We start from the raw sequence: 18,194 nt of genomic DNA on the forward strand, positions 1-18,194 counted from the left end.
TGAAAACACTAATTCATTTTATTTTGCGTGCAGTGGTAGCTCGCTTTAATTTCACCGCCATCTACCGAATGCAAATGCACATCAAATCCCCACAGCCGGTGCAAATGTTTTAGCACCTCCTGCGTTGAATCCCCCAAAGGACGACGATTGTGCATGTAATGGTGCAGGGTTAATGACCTGTCACCACGCACCTCCACGTTATACACCTGAATATTGGGCTCGCGATTACCCAGATTATATTGTCCAGCCAGGGTTTCGCGTAGACGTTTAAATCCGGTTTCATTATGGATTGCATTAACATTGATTTTATCTTGCTGATCATCATCGACAATGCTAAACAGTTTTAAATCGCGCATTACTTTTGGCGATAGGAATTGCAGGATAAAACTTTCATCTTTAAAGTTCTTCATCGCAAATTGAAGTGTTTCCTTCCAATTTGAGCCGGCAATTTCCGGGAACCAAACACGATCTTCCGCAGTGGGGTTTTCGCAAATACGTCGAATATCAGTCATCATCGAAAACCCTAATGTATAAGGGTTGATGCCGTTGAAATAGGGACTGTCGTAAGCGGGTTGGGCCACCACACTGGTGTGCGACTGCAAAAATTCCAACATAAAACCGTCGCTGACATAACCCCGCGCATGCAACTCGTTTAACAGTGTGTAATGCCAAAATGTTGCCCAGCCTTCATTCATCACCTGGGTTTGGCGCTGCGGATAAAAATATTGTGCAATCTTACGCACGATACGAATCACTTCACGCTGCCACGGCTCCAGTAATGGCGAATTCTTTTCCAGAAAATACAAGATATTTTCTTGCGGCTCGGCAGGAAAACGTGGGGTATTTTTGTGTGAGTCATGCGCCGCGGATTTTGGAATAGTTCGCCACAAATCATTTACATGTTTGCGCAAATATTCTTCCCGCTCACTTTGACGCCGCTCTTCTTCGTGAGCCGAGATTGGATACGGGCGCTTATAACGATCCACACCGTAATTCATTAACGCATGGCAGGAGTCGAGCGTGTCCTCCACTGCTGCTATACCGTAGCGCTCTTCGCATTTGCTGATATAGTTTTTAGCAAAAACCAAATAGTCGATAATAGAACTGGCATCGGTCCAGGTGCGGAATAAATAATTGCCTTTGAAAAAAGAGTTGTGGCCATAACAGGCATGGGCAATCACCAATGCCTGCATGGTCATAGTATTTTCTTCCATTAAATAAGCTATACACGGATTGGAATTAATGACTATTTCGTAAGCCAAACCCATCTGCCCACGCTTGTAGGAATTCTCTGTGCTGAGCAATTGTTTGCCGTAAGACCAGTGACTGTAACCAATGGGCATACCCACTGAGGAATAGGCATCCATCATTTGCTCGGAACTGATGACTTCAATTTGGTTAGGGTAAGTGTCCAAACCAAATTCTTTAGCAAGCTCGCCGAGAATCTGGTCGCACTCCCGAATTAAATCAAAATTCCATTCAGATGTGACAAACAGTGGCTTCTTCATGCAACCTTCTTATGAAAGAGTTCACGAAATACGGGGTAAATGTCACTTACTTCACGAATATGCTGTAATGCAAAATGATCAGGGTAATCATCGCGAATAGTTTCGTAAGTCGTCCACAACGCCTGATGCTCATTGTTGGTGATTTCGATATAAGAAAAATATTGGCAGTTAGGCAATAGATCATCGACCAGGATATCGCGGCATACATCGGAATCCTCACCCCAGTTATCACCGTCGGATGCCTGGGCACCATAAATATTCCACTGTTCAGGTGAATATCGTTCCTGAATAATTTCATCCATCAATCTTAACGCACTGGATACTACTGTACCGCCGGTTTCGCGCGAATGAAAAAATTCATCCTCATCTACCTCTTTGGCACTGGTGTGGTGACGAATAAACACGATTTCTGTCTTTTCATAACTGCGCTGCAAAAACAGATAGAGCAAAATAAAAAATCGTTTAGCGATATCTTTAGTTGCCTGATCCATTGAACCAGACACATCCATAATGCAGAACATGACGGCTTTGGAACGCGGGATGGGATGTTTGATATGAAGATTATACTTAAGATCGAAAGTATCCAACCAGGGAACGCGGGCAATCGCCTTCTCCAACTTGGCGATAGCATCGCGCAACTGAACCACCTTCGCTGAATCGCGTTGCATTTCCGGAAGCGACTCCAAAGCTTGCAGCTCTTCTTGTAACTCGGCCAGCTGGCGGCGCTTGCCTGACGATAACGCGATGCGGCGCATATTGGCGGAGCGCAATGAGCGGACAATGTTGATTCGCCCCGGCTGCCCTTCATTGGCAATGCCGGCGCGCACAGTTTTAAATTCTTCCAATCCGGATAATTGCCGCTTGATTAGATTGGGTAATTCCAAACCGTCAAACATAAAATCCAGGAATTCTTCTTGCGAAAGCGTGAATGAAAAATCATCCATACCTTCGCCGGAATTACTCGCGTTACCACCACTGCCCTGCCCGCCACCACCATCAGGCCGTGCAATTTTATCACCTTCAGAAAAATGTTTATTTCCAGGTAATACGCGCGTGTTGTGACCACCTTGACCATGATAAATACTGGGCTCACTAATATCGCGTGCGGGAATACTGACTTTTCCGCCTTTGTCGATATCAGTAATCGAGCGCTCATTTACCGCATCGGCAACCGCTTTTTGAATTTGGTTGCGGTAGCGCCGTAAAAAGCGTTGGCGATTTACGGCACTTTTATTTTTAGCATTAAGACGTCGATCAATGATGTAACTCATACTTCAACCTTAATGTTTAACAATGCACGAGAAAACCCTAAGGGTAAACTGCAACAAAAAACATTGTTATTGCGATTTTCTGACTCTCAAATACCATTCAGACAACAGCCGCACTTGTTTTTCGGTATAGCCACGCTCCACCATGCGTTGGACAAAATCGTGGTGTTTCTTTTTATCCTGCACAGACGCTTTGGCATTAAACGAAATTACCGGTAACAAATCTTCTGTGTTAGAGAACATTTTCTTCTCAATCACGATACGTAACTTTTCATAACTGCGCCAATCCGGGTTTCTACCGGCATTGTTTGCTTTGGCGCGCAGCACGAAGTTGACAATCTCGTTGCGGAAATCTTTTGGGTTACTTATACCAGCTGGCTTCTCAATTTTTTCCAATTCATCATTGAGTGAGGAGCGATTAAGAATTTCACCGGTTTCAGGGTCGCGATATTCTTGATCCTGTATCCAGAAATCTGCATAAGTGACGTAGCGATCAAAAATATTTTGGCCATACTCGGCATAGGATTCCAGATACGCAGTCTGGATTTCCTTGCCGATAAAATCGACATATTTAGGTGAAATGAATTCTTTCAAGGCATTCAGGTATTTCTCCTGCACCTCTTTGGGGAATTGCTCCTGTTCAATTTGTTGCTCAAGCACATACATTAGATGCACAGGATTAGCCGCAATCTCGGTTGGGTCGAAATTAAATACCTTGGACAATATCTTGAAGGAAAAACGTGTAGAGAGGCCATTCATACCTTCATCTACACCGGCTGCATCACGATATTCCTGCAACGATTTCGCACGCGGGTCTGTATCTTTTAAGTTCTCACCGTCATAGACACGCATCTTGGAAAAGATATTGGAATTTTCTGGCTCTTTAATACGCGACAATACTGAAAATTGTGCAAGCATACGCAAGGTATCCGGTGCACAAGGTGCTTTAAATAATGAAGAGTTCTGTAACAATTTTTCGTAAATTTTCATCTCTTCTGTTACACGCAAGCAATAAGGCACTTTAACGATATAAACGCGGTCAATAAATGCTTCATTGTTTTTGTTGTTGCGGAAATTCTGCCATTCAGATTCATTGGAGTGCGCGAGAATAATGCCATCAAACGGAATTGCCCCCAAACCTTCAGTGCTGTTGAAGTTACCTTCCTGCGTCGCCGTTAACAATGGGTGTAAAACTTTGATGGGAGCTTTAAACATTTCCACAAATTCCATCAAGCCCTGATTCGCACGACACAAACCGCCGCTGAAACTATAGGCATCAGGATCGTTCTGCGGAAATTCTTCCAATTGGCGGATATCGACTTTACCAACCAGTGAGGAAATATCCTGATTGTTTTCATCACCCGGTTCGGTTTTGGTAATCGCCACCTGATTGAGAATAGATGGATACATCTTCACTACTTTGAACTGGGTAATATCCCCATGAAATTCGTGCAGACGTTTAGCCGCCCAAGGCGACATAATAGTTTTGATGTAACGGCGAGGAATACCGTAATCTTCCTCAAGAATTTTTCCATCTTCATCGGGATTGAAAAGTCCCAATGGCGATTCAAAAACGGGGGATCCCTTAATGCAGTAAATTGGCATTTTTTCCATTAAGGTTTTTAGCATCTCTGCCAGCGACGATTTACCACCCCCAACCGGGCCGAGCAAATATAGGATCTGTTTCTTTTCCTCCAGCCCCTGTGCCGCATGCTTGAAAAACGACACTATCTGTTGGATACATTCTTCCATGCCATAAAATTCATTAAACACTTTATAGCGTTTCATAATTTTGTTAGAAAAAATTCGACTCAGACGTGCGTCTTGTGAAGTGTCGATCATCTCGGGTTCGCCAATTGCCATAAGCATACGCTCAGCAGCGGAGGCGTAAACGCCGGGATCTTTTTTACAGAGTTCGAGATACTCCTTAATCGTTAATTCTTCCTGCTGGGTAGTTTCAAAACGCTCGCGGTAATGGCTGAAAATACTCATAATCTACCTCGGGTTAGCGACTAAAGCGGCAAAAGACAGCTTGCTAAAACAGTAAACGATTTTGACAGTAACAGGGCATGAAAATTTTCTATTGGTTGATATTCCTAAGCATAGCCCTAAAATTCTCAAGCATTAAAGGGAATAACAAATTATTGACTGATTTCTCGATACACTTTTACACTCAAAAAACGCGCCAAGTAATTCGAATCTACGCGAAATGTTATGTAAATCTCACTACTACATATGACTATAGTCACACCCAAATAGTCACACCTGATCGGTTCCACTTTTTAAATGCATAATTTTTTGATAGGGATTCTATGATTTCAATTCCCTGGTTAAACCCCGATAGTTACGAATTCCCTGATCCTGCCAACGCATTGGATGATCCGGAAGGCTTGCTGGCGCTGGGAGGTGATTTATCACCTGAGCGAATTCTTGCTGCATATCACCAAGGAATATTTCCCTGGTTCAATCCCGGTGATCCAATTCTATGGTGGAGCCCAAGCCCGCGCACAGTGGTCTTTCCCGGTCAGCTTCACCTGTCCAGAAGTTTACGTAAGACACTGCGGCAGGGGATTTATCGCGTGACATTTGATAATTGTTTTCGCGATGTTATGACCGCCTGCGCCGCTCCGCGCCACTATGCTGATGGAACCTGGATCAGCGATGAAATAATTGCGGGCTATAACGCACTGCATGAACGCGGCTTTGCGCATTCGGTGGAAGTGTGGGACGGAGGTGATCTGGTTGGCGGGCTTTATGGAATAGCGCTAGGGCGTATTTTTTTTGGCGAATCCATGTTTAGTCGCGTTGCCAATGCATCCAAAGTCGGCTTCGCTCATTTGGTGAGACAATTACGCGTATGGCAATTTCAGCTAATTGACTGCCAAGTTGCTAACGATCACTTATTTAGTTTGGGCGCAGTTGAAATCCCGCGTGAAGAATTCCAGGAAATGCTGGTAAAATTTGTCAATGAACCCGCTGCGCATCCTTCGCCCTGGTCGAACGTGACTATGAGCGACTGGGAATAGCCGACCCTGAACAATAACCGGGCGCGGGATTAACCGGATTTGCGCGAGGCAATCATGTCCGACCTCTCCACTCTCAAGCTTTTTGCGACTCAGCCTCATCCATGCAGCTATCTCGATGGACAAGAGGCGACGACTGTGTTTGTCGACCCTGAAGCCAATATAGATCCGCTTCTCTATACGCAATTATCGCAATTAGGTTTCCGCCGCAGTGGCGCGCACCTGTATCGCCCTCAATGCCTGCGCTGCCAGGCGTGTGTCTCCTGTCGAATCCCGGTGAAATTGTTTAGCCCTAATCGCGCCCAGCGCCGCTGTTTACAACATAATCGCGATTTATCACTGCATATCGCGCCAAGTATCGATACAATTGAGCATTACGACCTTTACTCCCGTTACATAGAAAGCCGCCACCAGGATGGGGATATGTACCCACCGTCTGAAGACCAATACAAAGCATTCCTCACCAGTGAATGGGGCATCACCCAATTTATTGAGTTTCGCCTCGACGGCAGGTTGATAGGAGTATCAGTTTGCGATCAATTGGGGGACGGGCTTTCCGCCGTTTATACCTTTTATGATGCGAATGAGGAACATCGCAGCTTGGGCAAATTCGCCATACTTGCGCAAATTGAGAAAGTTAAAAGCTTGGGGTTGGACTATCTATACCTCGGCTATTGGATTAAAGAATGTGAAAAGATGAACTACAAAATCCAGTATCGCCCACTGGAATTACTGGTAAACCGTCGATGGATGCGACTTAACTGAATGGACTGGCTTCAACTTGTATATATTTGCAGCGAATCGAAGCGATAAATTGCAGTAAACCCCGCTTTTCCTCCCTTTCCCCTTGGCGCCGCTGGTTAATTAAGGCACAATTCACGCCTATTTTTTTACCCCCTTCCTACCGCCTTGGCGCGACGGAAAAGACCTGTTGAAAACCTGAGGAAACTGCCGCATGGCAAAAGACGATTGCATTGAATTTGATGGCGAAGTGGTTGATACCCTGCCCAACACCACCTTTCGCGTAAAACTGGAGAATGGACATGTGGTGATTGCCCACATTTCCGGCAAGATGCGCAAAAATTACATTCGTATTTTGACGGGTGACAAGGTTAAGGTTGAGATGACTCCCTATGACCTTACCAAAGGCCGCATTACCTATCGTGCACGTTAATTTGATCAATTAACGTTTTGCATAAAAACAAAAAGCCGCATATGTGCGGCTTTTTGTTTTTCGGATGATTTGTTAATTAGTCAAAGTGAACCAACTATGCGGGCTGCGCATGCTTGGCTTTCACCTCTATAACCAATTTGTCCTCCAGCGTATCTACATCAACATCGACCGTACCACCACCTTGGGACAGTGATCCGAACAAGATCTCTTCGGCGAGTGGCTTTTTCAGCTTATCCTGAATCAAACGAGCCATTGGACGCGCACCCATCTTCACATCGTAACCGTGGATGGCGAGCCATTCGCGCGCTTCGTCACTGATCTCCAAAGTAACGTGCTTATCATCCAACTGGGTTTGCAATTCCATAAGGAATTTATCGACCACCGTTTTGATGGTGTTGAGTGTCAGCGACGCGAATTGGACGATTGCATCCAAGCGATTGCGGAACTCCGGAGTAAACATCTTCTTGATTGCCTCCATACCATCGGTAGTGTGATCTTGATGAGTGAAACCAATTGATGCGCGACTCATCACCTCTGCACCGGCGTTGGTAGTCATAATCAGGATAACGTTACGGAAATCGGCTTTGCGGCCGTTGTTATCCGTCAAGCTCCCGTGATCCATAACCTGCAACAACAGGTTGAAGACTTCAGGATGCGCTTTTTCAATTTCATCCAGCAATAACACACAATGCGGTTGCTTGGTAATCGCATCGGTCAATAGACCACCCTGATCAAAACCCACATAACCTGGCGGTGCACCAATCAATCGGGATACGGTATGGCGTTCCATATATTCGGACATATCGAAACGAATCAGTTCCATCCCCATGCTCTTGGCAAGTTGACGGCAAACTTCTGTTTTACCGACACCGGTAGGACCAGCAAACAGGAAGGAGCCGATCGGCTTCTCTGCTGCACCCAAACCGGCGCGCGACAATTTGATTGCTGTCGCCAGCGTATCGATTGCCTCATCTTGACCGAATACAGTCATCTTCAAATTCTGATCCAGCTTGCGTAATTGCTCTTTATCAGATGAGGAAACGCTTTTTGGAGGAATGCGTGCAATTTTCGCCACAACATTTTCCACATCGGTAACACCAATGGTTTTCTTGCGTTTGCTCGCGGTCTGCAATTGTTGATAAGCACCCGCCTCGTCAATCACATCGATTGCTTTATCCGGCAAGAAACGGTCATTGATATAACGCTCCGCCAATTCGGCAGCAGCGCGCAAGGCAGCATCGGTGTAACGCAAATTATGATGTTTCTCAAAACGACTCTTGAGCCCTTTCAGAATTTGATAAGTCTCATCCACAGTCGGCTCATTCACATCCACTTTTTGGAAGCGACGCGAAAGTGCACGGTCTTTATCAAAAATACCGCGATATTCCTGATAGGTTGTTGAGCCCATGCAACGAATTTCACCGGATGACAATAGCGGTTTCAACAAATTGGAAGCATCCATCACACCGCCAGAAGCAGCACCGGCACCAATAATGGTATGGATTTCATCGATAAACAAAATGGATTTTTTTTGCCTCTTCAATTCGTTAAGCAAACTTTTAAAGCGTTTTTCAAAATCACCGCGGTATTTGGTGCCCGCCAGCAATGCGCCCATATCAAGCGAATAAACAACACTGTCGGCCAGTGCCTCAGGCACATCGCCATCGACAATACGCTTCGCCAAGCCTTCAGCGATAGCGGTTTTACCAACGCCTGACTCACCGACCAGCAACGGATTGTTTTTGCGGCGACGCGACAAAATCTGGCATACACGCTCCACTTCGTATTCACGCCCAACCAAAGGATCAATACGGCCTTGCATGGCTGCTTCATTCAGATTGGTCGAGAAATTCTCCAGCGGACTTTGCGCAGCGGATTCACCGGATGCTGCGTCTTCATCCTGATTCTCTTGCGGTGAGTGATGGTCGTGACTGTGATCAGTGTGACCAGACACTTTGTGGATGCCATGGGTGATGTAATTCACTACATCAATGCGGGCGATACTTTGTTGTTTGAGATAATAAACTGCCTGGCTTTCCTGCTCGCTAAAAATAGCAACCAGAACATTTGCGCCAGTCACTTCTTGTTTACCGGAAGATTGGACATGGAATACTGCGCGTTGCAGTACGCGTTGGAAGCCTAAGGTCGGCTGGGTTTCACGCTCGGAATCGTTTTCGGGAATGAGCGGGGTTGTAGAATCAACAAATTCGATCAGCTCTTTGCGCAAACTCATTAAGTCAGCACCGCACGCACGCAATACATTAGCCGCCGAATCATTATCGATAAGTGCCAACAGCAAATGCTCAACCGTCATAAATTCATGACGCTTGGAACGCGCACCTTTGAAAGCAAGATTTAAAGTCACTTCAAGATCTTTACTTAACATCGCGCTTACCCTCTTCTAACCAACAAATATAAAAACCACTCACTTCTAACAACAATTATCAATCACCATCTTCCACTGCTTCGATCTCGCATAACAGCGGATGTTGATTTTCTCTAGCATATTGATTCACTTGTGCCGCTTTAGTTTCAGCTATATCGCGAGTATATATTCCACAGACTGCTTTACCCTGCACATGAACCGTTAACATTACGTGGGTGGCCTGTTCGCGCGACATGGAAAAAAACACTTCCAATATTTCCACCACAAAATCCATGGGTGTGTAGTCGTCATTCAGTAGCATCACCTTATACATTGGTGGCCGTTTTAGCTTCGGCCTGGATGTTAAGACCGCAAGACCGCCGTCAAATTCATCAGGGGAATTGTCGTCGTCTTTACTTAAGGTTAGTTGAAGGTTGTGTAGATTGCCCATAGAGATTCAATACAAAGTAAAAATGATTAGTTGTTCAGAGGTATTGTAACTCATCGGCATAACAAGCCCTAATAAGACCTAATACGGATAAATGCTTGACTTTGGGTCAATTGTTGGATAAAAAAAGAGCGCTCTTGCACACAAATGCGGCACTTAGTCCAAATAAAAGCATCAAATAACGATAACCAGCGATAAGCGATAAGATAAATAGACATCTCGTCCAACCCCAAGTAACTGCTGTACTTGGGACAATAATAACGACAGTGATGTTTTTCAAGGGCATCACTTGGGCAGAAGGATTCCAATCATGCCAACTGGCACCGTCAAATGGTTCAATAATGCGAAAGGTTATGGCTTTATCCTTGCGGATGAAGGTGGTGAAGACCTGTTTGCACACTATTCCGCCATCACTATGGAGGGTTACAAAACCCTCAAAGCTGGCCAACAGGTAACCTTTGAGATTACCAAGGGCGATAAAGGGCTGCATGCAGTCAATATCACTGCGCCAGCCAATGAGGCAAGTAGGCAGCATAGCGACCGAACGAGCGCGGTTCCCGCCTAAGCTCACATAGAGCAATTCCCCAATAAAAAAGCCCCCCGTATTACTACGGGGGGCTCTTGTGCTTTCTGAAATTCGGAAACTTAGTTCAAGCTTGCCAATATTGCATTAAAAGTAGCGCTTGGACGCAGAGCGGCAGACGCCTTGGCGAAATCCGGACGATAGTACCCCCCCAAATCGACAGGCTTGCCAGACGCCGCTTTCAACTCATCAACAATCCCGGTTTCATTTTCAGCCAAAGATTTTGCCACTGGAGCAAACTCTGCTTGTAATGCAGCATCTTCAGTTTGTGCCGCCAGTGCTTGCGCCCAGTAGAGTGCCAGATAGAAGTGGCTGCCACGATTGTCCAACTCACCCGCAGCACGACCCGGAGACTTGTTCTCATCGAGGAATTTGCCGTTAGCTTGATCCAGGGTCTTGGCAAATACTTTGGCTTTGGCATTGTGGGTTACATTGCCGAAGTGATCCAGTGATTCAGCCAGTGCCAGGAATTCACCCAATGAATCCCAACGCAGATGGCCCTCTTCCACGAATTGTTGAACATGTTTGGGCGCCGACCCACCGGCACCGGTTTCAAACAACCCGCCGCCGTTCATCAAGGGGACGATTGACAACATTTTGGCTGAAGTACCCAACTCCATGATCGGGAACAAGTCGGTGAGATAGTCACGCAATACATTGCCGGTAACAGAAATCGTATCTTTACCTGCACGGATGCGATCCAGCGAGAACTGGGTCGCCTCTTCCGGAGTCTTGATATAGATTTCCAAGCCGTCGGTGTCATGATCTTTCAGGTAAGTATTTACCTTGGTGATCAATTGCGCATCGTGGGCACGTTTTGGGTCCAACCAGAATACCGCTGGAGTATTGGAAGCACGTGCGCGATTAACCGCAAGCTTGACCCAATCCTGGATCGGGGCATCTTTAACCTGACATGCACGGAAGATATCGCCCTGCTCAACCGCTTGCTCAATCAGCACTTTGCCAGTTGCATCTACTACACGCACAACGCCGTCGGTAGGGATTTGGAAAGTTTTGTCGTGTGAACCGTATTCTTCTGCCGCCTGCGCCATCAACCCTACGTTAGGTACACTGCCCATGGTGGTTGGATTGAATGCGCCGTTCTTTTTGCAGTCCGCGATCACCACTTGGTAGACACCGGCGTAGCAGCGGTCGGGAATACAGGCTTTGGTGTCTTGCAACTTGCCGGCGGTATTCCACATTTTGCCTGAGTCGCGAATCATCGCAGGCATAGAAGCATCAACGATTACGTCGCTTGGCACATGCAGGTTGGTGATGCCTTTGTCAGAATTAACCATCGCCAGTTCAGGACGGGTAGCGTAAAGCGCTTTGATATCCGCTTCAATTTCCGCTTGCTTTTCAGCTGGCAACGATTTGATTTTGGTGTACAAATCGCCGAGGCCATTGTTCAGGTCAACCGACAACTCAGTCAGCACAGCAGCGTGTTTCTCCAATACCGGTGCATAAAACACCGAAACAAAGTGACCGAAAATAATCGGATCGGATACTTTCATCATGGTTGCTTTCAAATGCACAGAGAACAATACACCCTCTTTTTTGGCCTCTTCGATTTGTTCAGCGATATAAGAACGCAGGGCTTTTTTGCTCAGCACTGATGCATCAACGATTTCACCAGCCAGCACTTTTACGGTTTCTTTTAGTACTTTGGTGCTGCCATCTTTGGCAACCAATTCAATTTTCAGGGTGCCCGCATCAGCAATCAGGACTGATTTTTCGCTACCGTAAAAATCACCGGTAGACATGTGCGCAACGTGGGATTTGGAATCTGCAGCCCAAGCGCCCATTTTATGCGGGTTCTTACGTGCATAGTTTTTAACCGACAAAGGTGCACGACGATCCGAGTTACCTTCGCGCAATACCGGGTTTACTGCTGAACCTTTGATTTTGTCATAACGTGCTTTCGCATCTTTTTCCGCGTCGTTAGCCGGGTTTTCCGGGTAATCCGGCAGTTTGTAGCCCTGTGATTGCAACTCTTTGATAGCCGCTTTCAACTGTGGAATCGAGGCGCTGATGTTAGGCAGCTTGATAATGTTGGCTTCAGGAGTGGTCGCCAATTTACCGAGTTCAGCCAGGTGATCACCAATAAATTGTGCTTCGGTTAATGCGTCAGGAAAGGCAGCGATGATACGACCAGAGAGTGAAATATCGCGGGTTTCAATGGCAATGCCGGAGGACTTGGTGAAGGCTTGAACAATCGGGAGTAAGGAGTAAGTGGCTAAGGCTGGGGCTTCATCAGTTTGGGTGTAGATAATTTTGGAATCAGTCATTTTTTACGTTTACTCCGTTAAGGCAGGCGAGAGCCGAGGAGACCCGCCAACGGAAAACGCCGACACGGCACCCTCGTACAAGAAAATGTGGCCAAGGACGGCCTATAAAATCGCGCGCAGTATAGCAGTGCTGTAAACTTTTGGCATTCAGAGATGTTCTCATCTCGCCGCCTTCATCTATTTATTAGGTCACATCCAATTACGTTATGGCTACATTAGTGTTGTTTAATAAACCCTATGGCGTTCTGTCACAGTTTACTGACGGTGATAATCGCCCCACATTGGCGCAATACATCAAATTGCCTAATGTCTACCCGGCTGGTCGACTCGACCACGATTCTGAGGGCCTGTTGTTACTGACCGATGACGGCGACCTGCAACATCACATCAGCCACCCTGCGCACAAGCAACCCAAGACTTATTGGGTGCAGGTTGAAGGCGCACCCAACAGCTATGCGCTAACCAAATTGCGCCAGGGAATTGAACTCAACGACGGTATGACCCAACCGGCAGAAGTACGCCTGATTCCTACACCCAAGTTGTGGGAGCGTGTTCCGCCCATCCGCGAGCGAGCCAATATTCCCACCCAATGGCTTGAGCTGGTTATTACCGAGGGACGCAATCGCCAGGTACGCCGCATGACCGCTGCCGTTGGCCATCCCACCCTGCGCCTGGTTCGGGTAAAAATCGGCAATTGGACACTGGAGGGGATAGAGCAAGGGAAATACAAAACCGAAACAGTACAGACACCGAAATCGAATGTAAGCGGAGCGCGTACTAAAAATAGCCACTCCAAACATAAACCCGCCACAAAAACAACGGGCACAACTCCGGGGGAGCTAAACAAAATACCGGCAAATAAAACGAAAAGCGCTCAACACAATAAGCGTCCTGCGCAAGGTGCAAGTAAACCGGTACAGGCAACAAAACCGGCGGTTAAAACCCTGGTGATCCAAAAACCAAAACCCAAACGGATTATCGATCCCAGCTAACCGCCCTGCTTACAGCAAAGAAATGAACGAATGTCCAAGTCACCCCACATTTAACCGTACGAAAATGCCAGCCCTTTTTCGCGATACTCACGAATACGAATGCCGTAACTGCCGTCGCAGAGTGCACGCTTGATCAAAAAACCTTTATCCAGGGTTTTTTGTTCCACTTCATGCAAGTTGATGATCTGCTCCTTTTCGAGCGGTTGGTTCAGATCTTTCACAATAATGATTTTTGGCAAATGGCGATAGCGGTGGTTGGACTCAAGCACAATCCCGACCAAACCATTCACCAATTCAACAATACTGCCGGGAGGATACAGCCCTACGCACTTGATAAATTCCAGTGCAAGCCGCTCATCAAAATGAGTGCCGCGATCCTGGAATATACGTTTGAGTGCATCGGTGCTGGGAATTGCACGGGAATAACACCGATCGCCCGTCATCGCATCGTAAGCATCAACAATACAAATGATCCGTGCGAAATCGGAAATACCTGCCGCTTTTAATTTGCGAGGATAACCCGTGCCATCAACCCGTTCATGGTGGCTATAAGCAACATCGACAGTTGAATTGGGCACGCCCGGCGACGACATCAGCAAATTACGGCCATGCACCGTGTGCGCTTTGATGATGTTAAATTCTTTGTCAGTCAGCTCTTCACGCTTGTTAAGTATTGGCGGCGGCACACGCATTTTGCCGACGTCGTGCAATAAACCGCATAAGCCCAACTTTTCCAGCTCCGGCTCACTCATTCCCAAATGACGGCCAAATGCAATCGCAAGAATACATACGTTCAGGCAATGCTCCGCAGTGTACTCATCTTCGTTGCGCATGCGCGACATCCAGATAAGTGCATCAGCGTTACGCAAAATACTGCCGACACAATCTTTAACCGTCGCTTTCGCTTGTTCGGTATTGACCACACCACCTAAACGCACGTCGTCGAGCAGGGTTTTGGTCAGCTTTTTCGCCTCCCGAAATACGCTCAATGCAGCTTCGTGTTCTTTTTGGGCTTCAATTTTGTTGATGTAGGATGTTGATTTGGCGATTGCAGGGCCCGCGACGCCTCGCTCCTCGGGTGGAATCCACTCCTCGCGCACCGCATCAATCCAGATATATTGCGAGTACTCCGCCACAGCGTCTATATCATCGAGACTCTCGATCATAAAGCCTTGCATCAGGAACGGGGTTTCCTGCCAGTCACGATCCAGCTTGGAGACAAACATGCCTATTTTAAGCTCAGAAATGTGGATTTTGATGGTGCTTAACTTCTTCTCCACATAGCCCGGCCTTACTTCTCGCCGATCCAAAGGAACCTCACTTTGATATTTTTATTGTTACAGCAGGGGGCTTTATTGCTTGCTACTTATGAATCATAGCCGCTTTTGAAATCGGTCACACGTAACAAAAAGCTATGAGCAGACAGTGTTTTTATACTCAAAACATGATTTTGGCGCCAATGAGCAGGATGATGATTACTGCTGTTTAGCCTCATCCCAAAGGCGATTCATTTCACCGATCGATGTCTCTGCCAAGGGCCGGCTGACATGGGTTTCAATGTAGTGAAAACGCTGCTCGAATTTTTGGTTGGCGATGCGCAATGCCTGCTCCGGATCTATTTTCTGGTAGCGTGCGATGTTCACCACTGCAAATAATAAATCGCCTAACTCCTCCTCCAACGCCGCCATGTCGCCGGAATCCAATTCGGCTTCCACTTCCATTAATTCTTCGCGCACTTTGGCAATAGGGCCATAAACGTCATCCCAATCAAAACCAACGCTCGCTGCCCTTTTTTGCAATTTGGCAGCGCGACTTAACGATGGCAAATTCAGCGGTACGTCCGCCAATAAACCCAATGCACCTTTTTCTTCCCGCTCCTGTTGTTTGATCACCTCCCAGCGCGCTTTTACATCGGTTGGCAAGGTATGACGATTCTCTACCCGGCTGTGCAAAGTACCATCGGGAAAGACGTGGGGATGACGGCGAATGAGTTTGGCAACCAGACCCGATACCACTCCGGCGAACTCAAAGCGGTCTTCCTCTTTACCCAATTGGCTATAGAAGATGACCTGGAACAGGAGATCACCCAATTCTTCTTTGAGATGCACAAAATCCTGTTTCTCAATCGCATCGACAACTTCATAAGCTTCTTCGAGTGTCGAAGGGGCAATGCTGGCGTAATCCTGGGTGATATCCCAAGGGCAACCGGTCTCCGGATCACGCAGGCGCGCCATTAGATAAAGCAAATCGTCGATGGTGTATTGAGTCACAAGCAATATCCAAAAATTAATGTTTGCGCCGCGCCGATGCAATGTTCGGCAGTTGGTTCAGTTTGGTGAGTATCCGGCTCAGTTCATCGAAGCTGCGAATCTCCACCGTGACTTGCATGTCCACGGTGTTTTTGCGTTTATCCGACAGCGTTTGCATGGCGACGATATTGATGCGCTCGGTATCCAGCAGCGCGGTAATATCCTTCAACAAACCGTAGCGGTCGTAAGCTTCGATAACCACATCAACCGAGTAGAAACTCTGCGGCGTATCGCCCCATTCCACCTTGATAATGCGCTGCGGCTCATCGGTTTGCAGCTGCAAAATATTGGCACAATCCTGACGGTGAATTGAAACACCTTTGCCCAAGGTGATGTAGCCGGTAATCGCATCACCCGGTACCGGACTGCAGCAATTGGCAATTTGGGTGAGCAAATTACCCACACCTTCGATATAAAAATCGGAATCTTTTTTCTGCCGTGGCGATTTCGCCCTGAATGGAATCAACGGCTGTTGTGGATCGGCATCATCTACTTGTTTTTGCGCCGCATTTAATACTTGCCCGACACCAATATCACTTGCGCCTACTGCTGCGTAAAGGTCATCAAGATTATTGAAGCGCAGCTTTTTCGCCAGCTCTTCAAAATCCAAATCCAGTAACGCAAGACGCCTGAATTCGCGATCGAGTAGCGCTTGGCCTTCAGCGATATTTTTATCGCGTGCCTGCTGTTTATACCAATGCTGGATTTTGGCGCGCGCACGCGGCGTGTTCACATAACCGAGCGCCGCGTTCAACCAATCGCGGCTGGGCGATTCCAATTTACCGGTAAGGATTTCCACCTGATCGGCATTGGTCAGTTGGTAGTTGAGCGGCACTATGCGGTTATTAACCTTGGCACCGCGGCAACGGTGGCCGACATCAGTGTGAATTTTGTAAGCGAAATCGAGCGGCGTTGCGGTGCGGGGTAAATCCACCACATGGCCTTCAGGTGTAAAAACGTAAATGCGATCCTGATTCACCGAACGCAGGTCGTCTTGTAATTGCTCCGAGTCGCCGCCCAGCTCTTCGTGCCACTCAAGTACTTGTCGCAACCAGGCTATCTTTTGTTCGTAGGCATCTTGGGTGGATTTGGTATCTGTACCTTTATAACGCCAGTGCGCGCAGACACCGAACTCGGACTCCTCGTGCATTTCCTGGGTGCGGATCTGGATCTCCAGCACCTTGTTTTCCGGCCCCCACACAGCGGTATGCAATGAGCGATAACCGTTCTCTTTGGGAGAAGCAATATAATCGTCAAATTCGTTGGGGATGTTGCGCCACAGGCTGTGCACTATACCGAGCACTGCATAGCAGTCGCGCACACTGGGCACCAATATCCGCACTGCACGGATATCATAAACTTGCGAGAAGGGAATCCCTTTGCGCTGCATTTTGCGCCAGATGCTGTAAATGTGTTTGGCTCGTCCGCCCACCGCCCCTTCGATACCGGCTTTCTTCAATTCCGTGCGCAGCAGGTTGAGCAGTTTGTCGATATATTCCTGACGCGCGAGACGGCGTTCATCCAACAATTTGGCAATACGTTTGTAATCATCAGGCTGGAGATAGCGGAACGATAAATCCTCCAATTCCCACTTGATATGACCGATGCCCAAGCGATGGGCCAAGGGGGCATAAATATCGGCGACCTCGCGCGCGACTTGCCGACGACGATCGGGTGATGCATTTTTTACCGAGCGGATAGCACAGGTACGCTCGGCCAATTTGATCAGCGCGACGCGGACATCATCCACCATGGAAACCAGCATCTTGCGGATTTTTTCGGCCTGCTCTGCCGCTTGTGAACCTAATACGCGATCTTCATTCTCATTGCGCTGATAGCTGATTGCGGCCATACGCAATACACCTTTGACCAGCTTGCCAACGGTATCGCCAAAGCGTTCCTGAATTTCTTTGAGGGTAATTTTGTGTTCGCGCACAGCGCGATAGAGGATCGCGGTAACCAGTGCATCCTGGTCGAGCTGCAAGTCGGCCAAGATTTCGGCCATTTCCAGGCCGATACGGAAACAGGAGAAATCTTCGCCCCAGTTGTGGTCGTCTTCCGCGTGGATATCCACCAGCGAAAGGCTCAACTCGGCGGCACGGCGGAGTTCGGCACGGCTGGAGTCAGACTGTGCATAGGCCTGGTTTAAACGATCAATCCAGGCATCGATATCAACTTGACCATCCGCTGCGATGGGATGATCCGCTCTGACTTTAACCATGTGTATTCGCCTTAC

General features: G+C 47.4%; 14 protein-coding genes. 5 read left to right on the forward strand and 9 right to left on the reverse strand.

Translation table 11 applies throughout. The features are described from left to right. Window positions 1–8 precede the first annotated feature (8 nt). From AC1RJL_RS08360 to AC1RJL_RS08370, 3 genes are all read right to left on the reverse strand, one after another. The gene (locus AC1RJL_RS08360; RefSeq protein WP_492912830.1) at window positions 9–1,508 is read right to left on the reverse strand and encodes a SpoVR family protein; all 1,500 of its coding nucleotides are present in this window, start codon (window positions 1,506–1,508) and stop codon (window positions 9–11) included. Continuing rightward, complete coding sequence (locus AC1RJL_RS08365) at window positions 1,505–2,779, reverse strand: YeaH/YhbH family protein (RefSeq protein ID WP_492912832.1); 1,275 nt, start codon at window positions 2,777–2,779, stop codon at window positions 1,505–1,507. Before AC1RJL_RS08365 ends, AC1RJL_RS08360 begins: the two co-directional genes overlap by 4 nt. A gap of 66 nt (window positions 2,780–2,845) precedes the next feature. Beyond that, window positions 2,846–4,768: a PrkA family serine protein kinase gene (locus tag AC1RJL_RS08370; protein WP_492912834.1), complete on the reverse strand. Its 1,923-nt coding sequence runs from the start codon at window positions 4,766–4,768 to the stop codon at window positions 2,846–2,848. Window positions 4,769–5,088: 320 nt separating this feature from the next. Here AC1RJL_RS08370 and aat point away from each other — a divergent pair, with 320 nt between their 5' ends. The 3 genes from aat (at window position 5,089) to infA (ending at window position 6,973) form a co-directional block, all read left to right on the forward strand. Then, window positions 5,089–5,802 carry a leucyl/phenylalanyl-tRNA--protein transferase gene (aat, locus tag AC1RJL_RS08375; RefSeq protein WP_492912836.1) on the forward strand — a complete coding sequence of 238 codons (714 nt, stop codon included), beginning with the start codon at window positions 5,089–5,091 and terminating at the stop codon, window positions 5,800–5,802. A gap of 54 nt (window positions 5,803–5,856) precedes the next feature. After that, window positions 5,857–6,564 (forward strand): arginyltransferase, encoded by a 708-nt coding sequence (locus AC1RJL_RS08380; protein ID WP_492912838.1) that lies wholly within the window; start codon window positions 5,857–5,859, stop codon window positions 6,562–6,564. A gap of 190 nt (window positions 6,565–6,754) precedes the next feature. Further along, the gene (gene infA, locus AC1RJL_RS08385; protein WP_039916411.1) at window positions 6,755–6,973 is read left to right on the forward strand and encodes a translation initiation factor IF-1; all 219 of its coding nucleotides are present in this window, start codon (window positions 6,755–6,757) and stop codon (window positions 6,971–6,973) included. A 94-nt stretch (window positions 6,974–7,067) separates the two neighbouring features. On the opposite strand, the gene clpA is transcribed toward infA, so the two are convergent. Both clpA and clpS read right to left on the reverse strand, forming a co-directional pair. Continuing rightward, the gene (gene clpA, locus AC1RJL_RS08390) at window positions 7,068–9,359 is read right to left on the reverse strand and encodes an ATP-dependent Clp protease ATP-binding subunit ClpA (RefSeq protein ID WP_492912840.1); all 2,292 of its coding nucleotides are present in this window, start codon (window positions 9,357–9,359) and stop codon (window positions 7,068–7,070) included. Window positions 9,360–9,417: 58 nt separating this feature from the next. Then, window positions 9,418–9,789: an ATP-dependent Clp protease adapter ClpS gene (gene clpS / locus AC1RJL_RS08395; protein WP_492912842.1), complete on the reverse strand. Its 372-nt coding sequence runs from the start codon at window positions 9,787–9,789 to the stop codon at window positions 9,418–9,420. Between the two features lie 307 nt (window positions 9,790–10,096). Here clpS and cspD point away from each other — a divergent pair, with 307 nt between their 5' ends. Continuing rightward, entirely contained in the window at window positions 10,097–10,351 is a 255-nt protein-coding gene (cspD, locus tag AC1RJL_RS08400) for a cold shock domain-containing protein CspD (protein WP_492912844.1), read from the forward strand. An 80-nt stretch (window positions 10,352–10,431) separates the two neighbouring features. Here cspD and AC1RJL_RS08405 read toward each other — a convergent pair whose 3' ends face one another. After that, on the reverse strand, window positions 10,432–12,657 hold the full coding sequence (locus AC1RJL_RS08405; protein WP_492912846.1) for an NADP-dependent isocitrate dehydrogenase: 2,226 nt from the start codon (window positions 12,655–12,657) through the stop codon (window positions 10,432–10,434). Window positions 12,658–12,863: 206 nt separating this feature from the next. On the opposite strand from AC1RJL_RS08405, the gene AC1RJL_RS08410 reads away from it, so the two are divergent. Further along, window positions 12,864–13,649 (forward strand): pseudouridine synthase, encoded by a 786-nt coding sequence (locus AC1RJL_RS08410; protein ID WP_492912848.1) that lies wholly within the window; start codon window positions 12,864–12,866, stop codon window positions 13,647–13,649. A 50-nt stretch (window positions 13,650–13,699) separates the two neighbouring features. On the opposite strand, the gene AC1RJL_RS08415 is transcribed toward AC1RJL_RS08410, so the two are convergent. The 3 genes from AC1RJL_RS08415 to relA form a co-directional block, all read right to left on the reverse strand. Then, on the reverse strand, window positions 13,700–14,929 hold the full coding sequence (locus tag AC1RJL_RS08415; RefSeq protein WP_492912850.1) for an HD-GYP domain-containing protein: 1,230 nt from the start codon (window positions 14,927–14,929) through the stop codon (window positions 13,700–13,702). A 195-nt stretch (window positions 14,930–15,124) separates the two neighbouring features. Then, window positions 15,125–15,919: a nucleoside triphosphate pyrophosphohydrolase gene (mazG, locus tag AC1RJL_RS08420; protein ID WP_492912852.1), complete on the reverse strand. Its 795-nt coding sequence runs from the start codon at window positions 15,917–15,919 to the stop codon at window positions 15,125–15,127. 16 nt (window positions 15,920–15,935) lie between these two features. Beyond that, complete coding sequence (relA, locus tag AC1RJL_RS08425; protein ID WP_492912854.1) at window positions 15,936–18,179, reverse strand: GTP diphosphokinase; 2,244 nt, start codon at window positions 18,177–18,179, stop codon at window positions 15,936–15,938. Window positions 18,180–18,194 lie beyond the last annotated feature (15 nt).

This window comes from Cellvibrio sp. GW822-FHT04B05 (genome assembly GCF_058800985.1).

Excerpts from the sequence above, each read along its gene's own strand:
- AC1RJL_RS08360 (WP_492912830.1), bottom strand. The coding sequence starts at position 1,508 with ATGAAGAAGCCACTGTTTGTCACATCTGAATGGAATTTTGATTTAATT.
- AC1RJL_RS08365 (WP_492912832.1), bottom strand. The coding sequence starts at position 2,779 with ATGAGTTACATCATTGATCGACGTCTTAATGCTAAAAATAAAAGTGCC.
- AC1RJL_RS08370 (WP_492912834.1), bottom strand. The coding sequence starts at position 4,768 with ATGAGTATTTTCAGCCATTACCGCGAGCGTTTTGAAACTACCCAGCAG.
- aat (WP_492912836.1), top strand. The coding sequence starts at position 5,089 with ATGATTTCAATTCCCTGGTTAAACCCCGATAGTTACGAATTCCCTGAT.
- AC1RJL_RS08380 (WP_492912838.1), top strand. The coding sequence starts at position 5,857 with ATGTCCGACCTCTCCACTCTCAAGCTTTTTGCGACTCAGCCTCATCCA.
- infA (WP_039916411.1), top strand. The coding sequence starts at position 6,755 with ATGGCAAAAGACGATTGCATTGAATTTGATGGCGAAGTGGTTGATACC.
- clpA (WP_492912840.1), bottom strand. The coding sequence starts at position 9,359 with ATGTTAAGTAAAGATCTTGAAGTGACTTTAAATCTTGCTTTCAAAGGT.
- clpS (WP_492912842.1), bottom strand. The coding sequence starts at position 9,789 with ATGGGCAATCTACACAACCTTCAACTAACCTTAAGTAAAGACGACGAC.
- cspD (WP_492912844.1), top strand. The coding sequence starts at position 10,097 with ATGCCAACTGGCACCGTCAAATGGTTCAATAATGCGAAAGGTTATGGC.
- AC1RJL_RS08405 (WP_492912846.1), bottom strand. The coding sequence starts at position 12,657 with ATGACTGATTCCAAAATTATCTACACCCAAACTGATGAAGCCCCAGCC.
- AC1RJL_RS08410 (WP_492912848.1), top strand. The coding sequence starts at position 12,864 with ATGGCTACATTAGTGTTGTTTAATAAACCCTATGGCGTTCTGTCACAG.
- relA (WP_492912854.1), bottom strand. The coding sequence starts at position 18,179 with ATGGTTAAAGTCAGAGCGGATCATCCCATCGCAGCGGATGGTCAAGTT.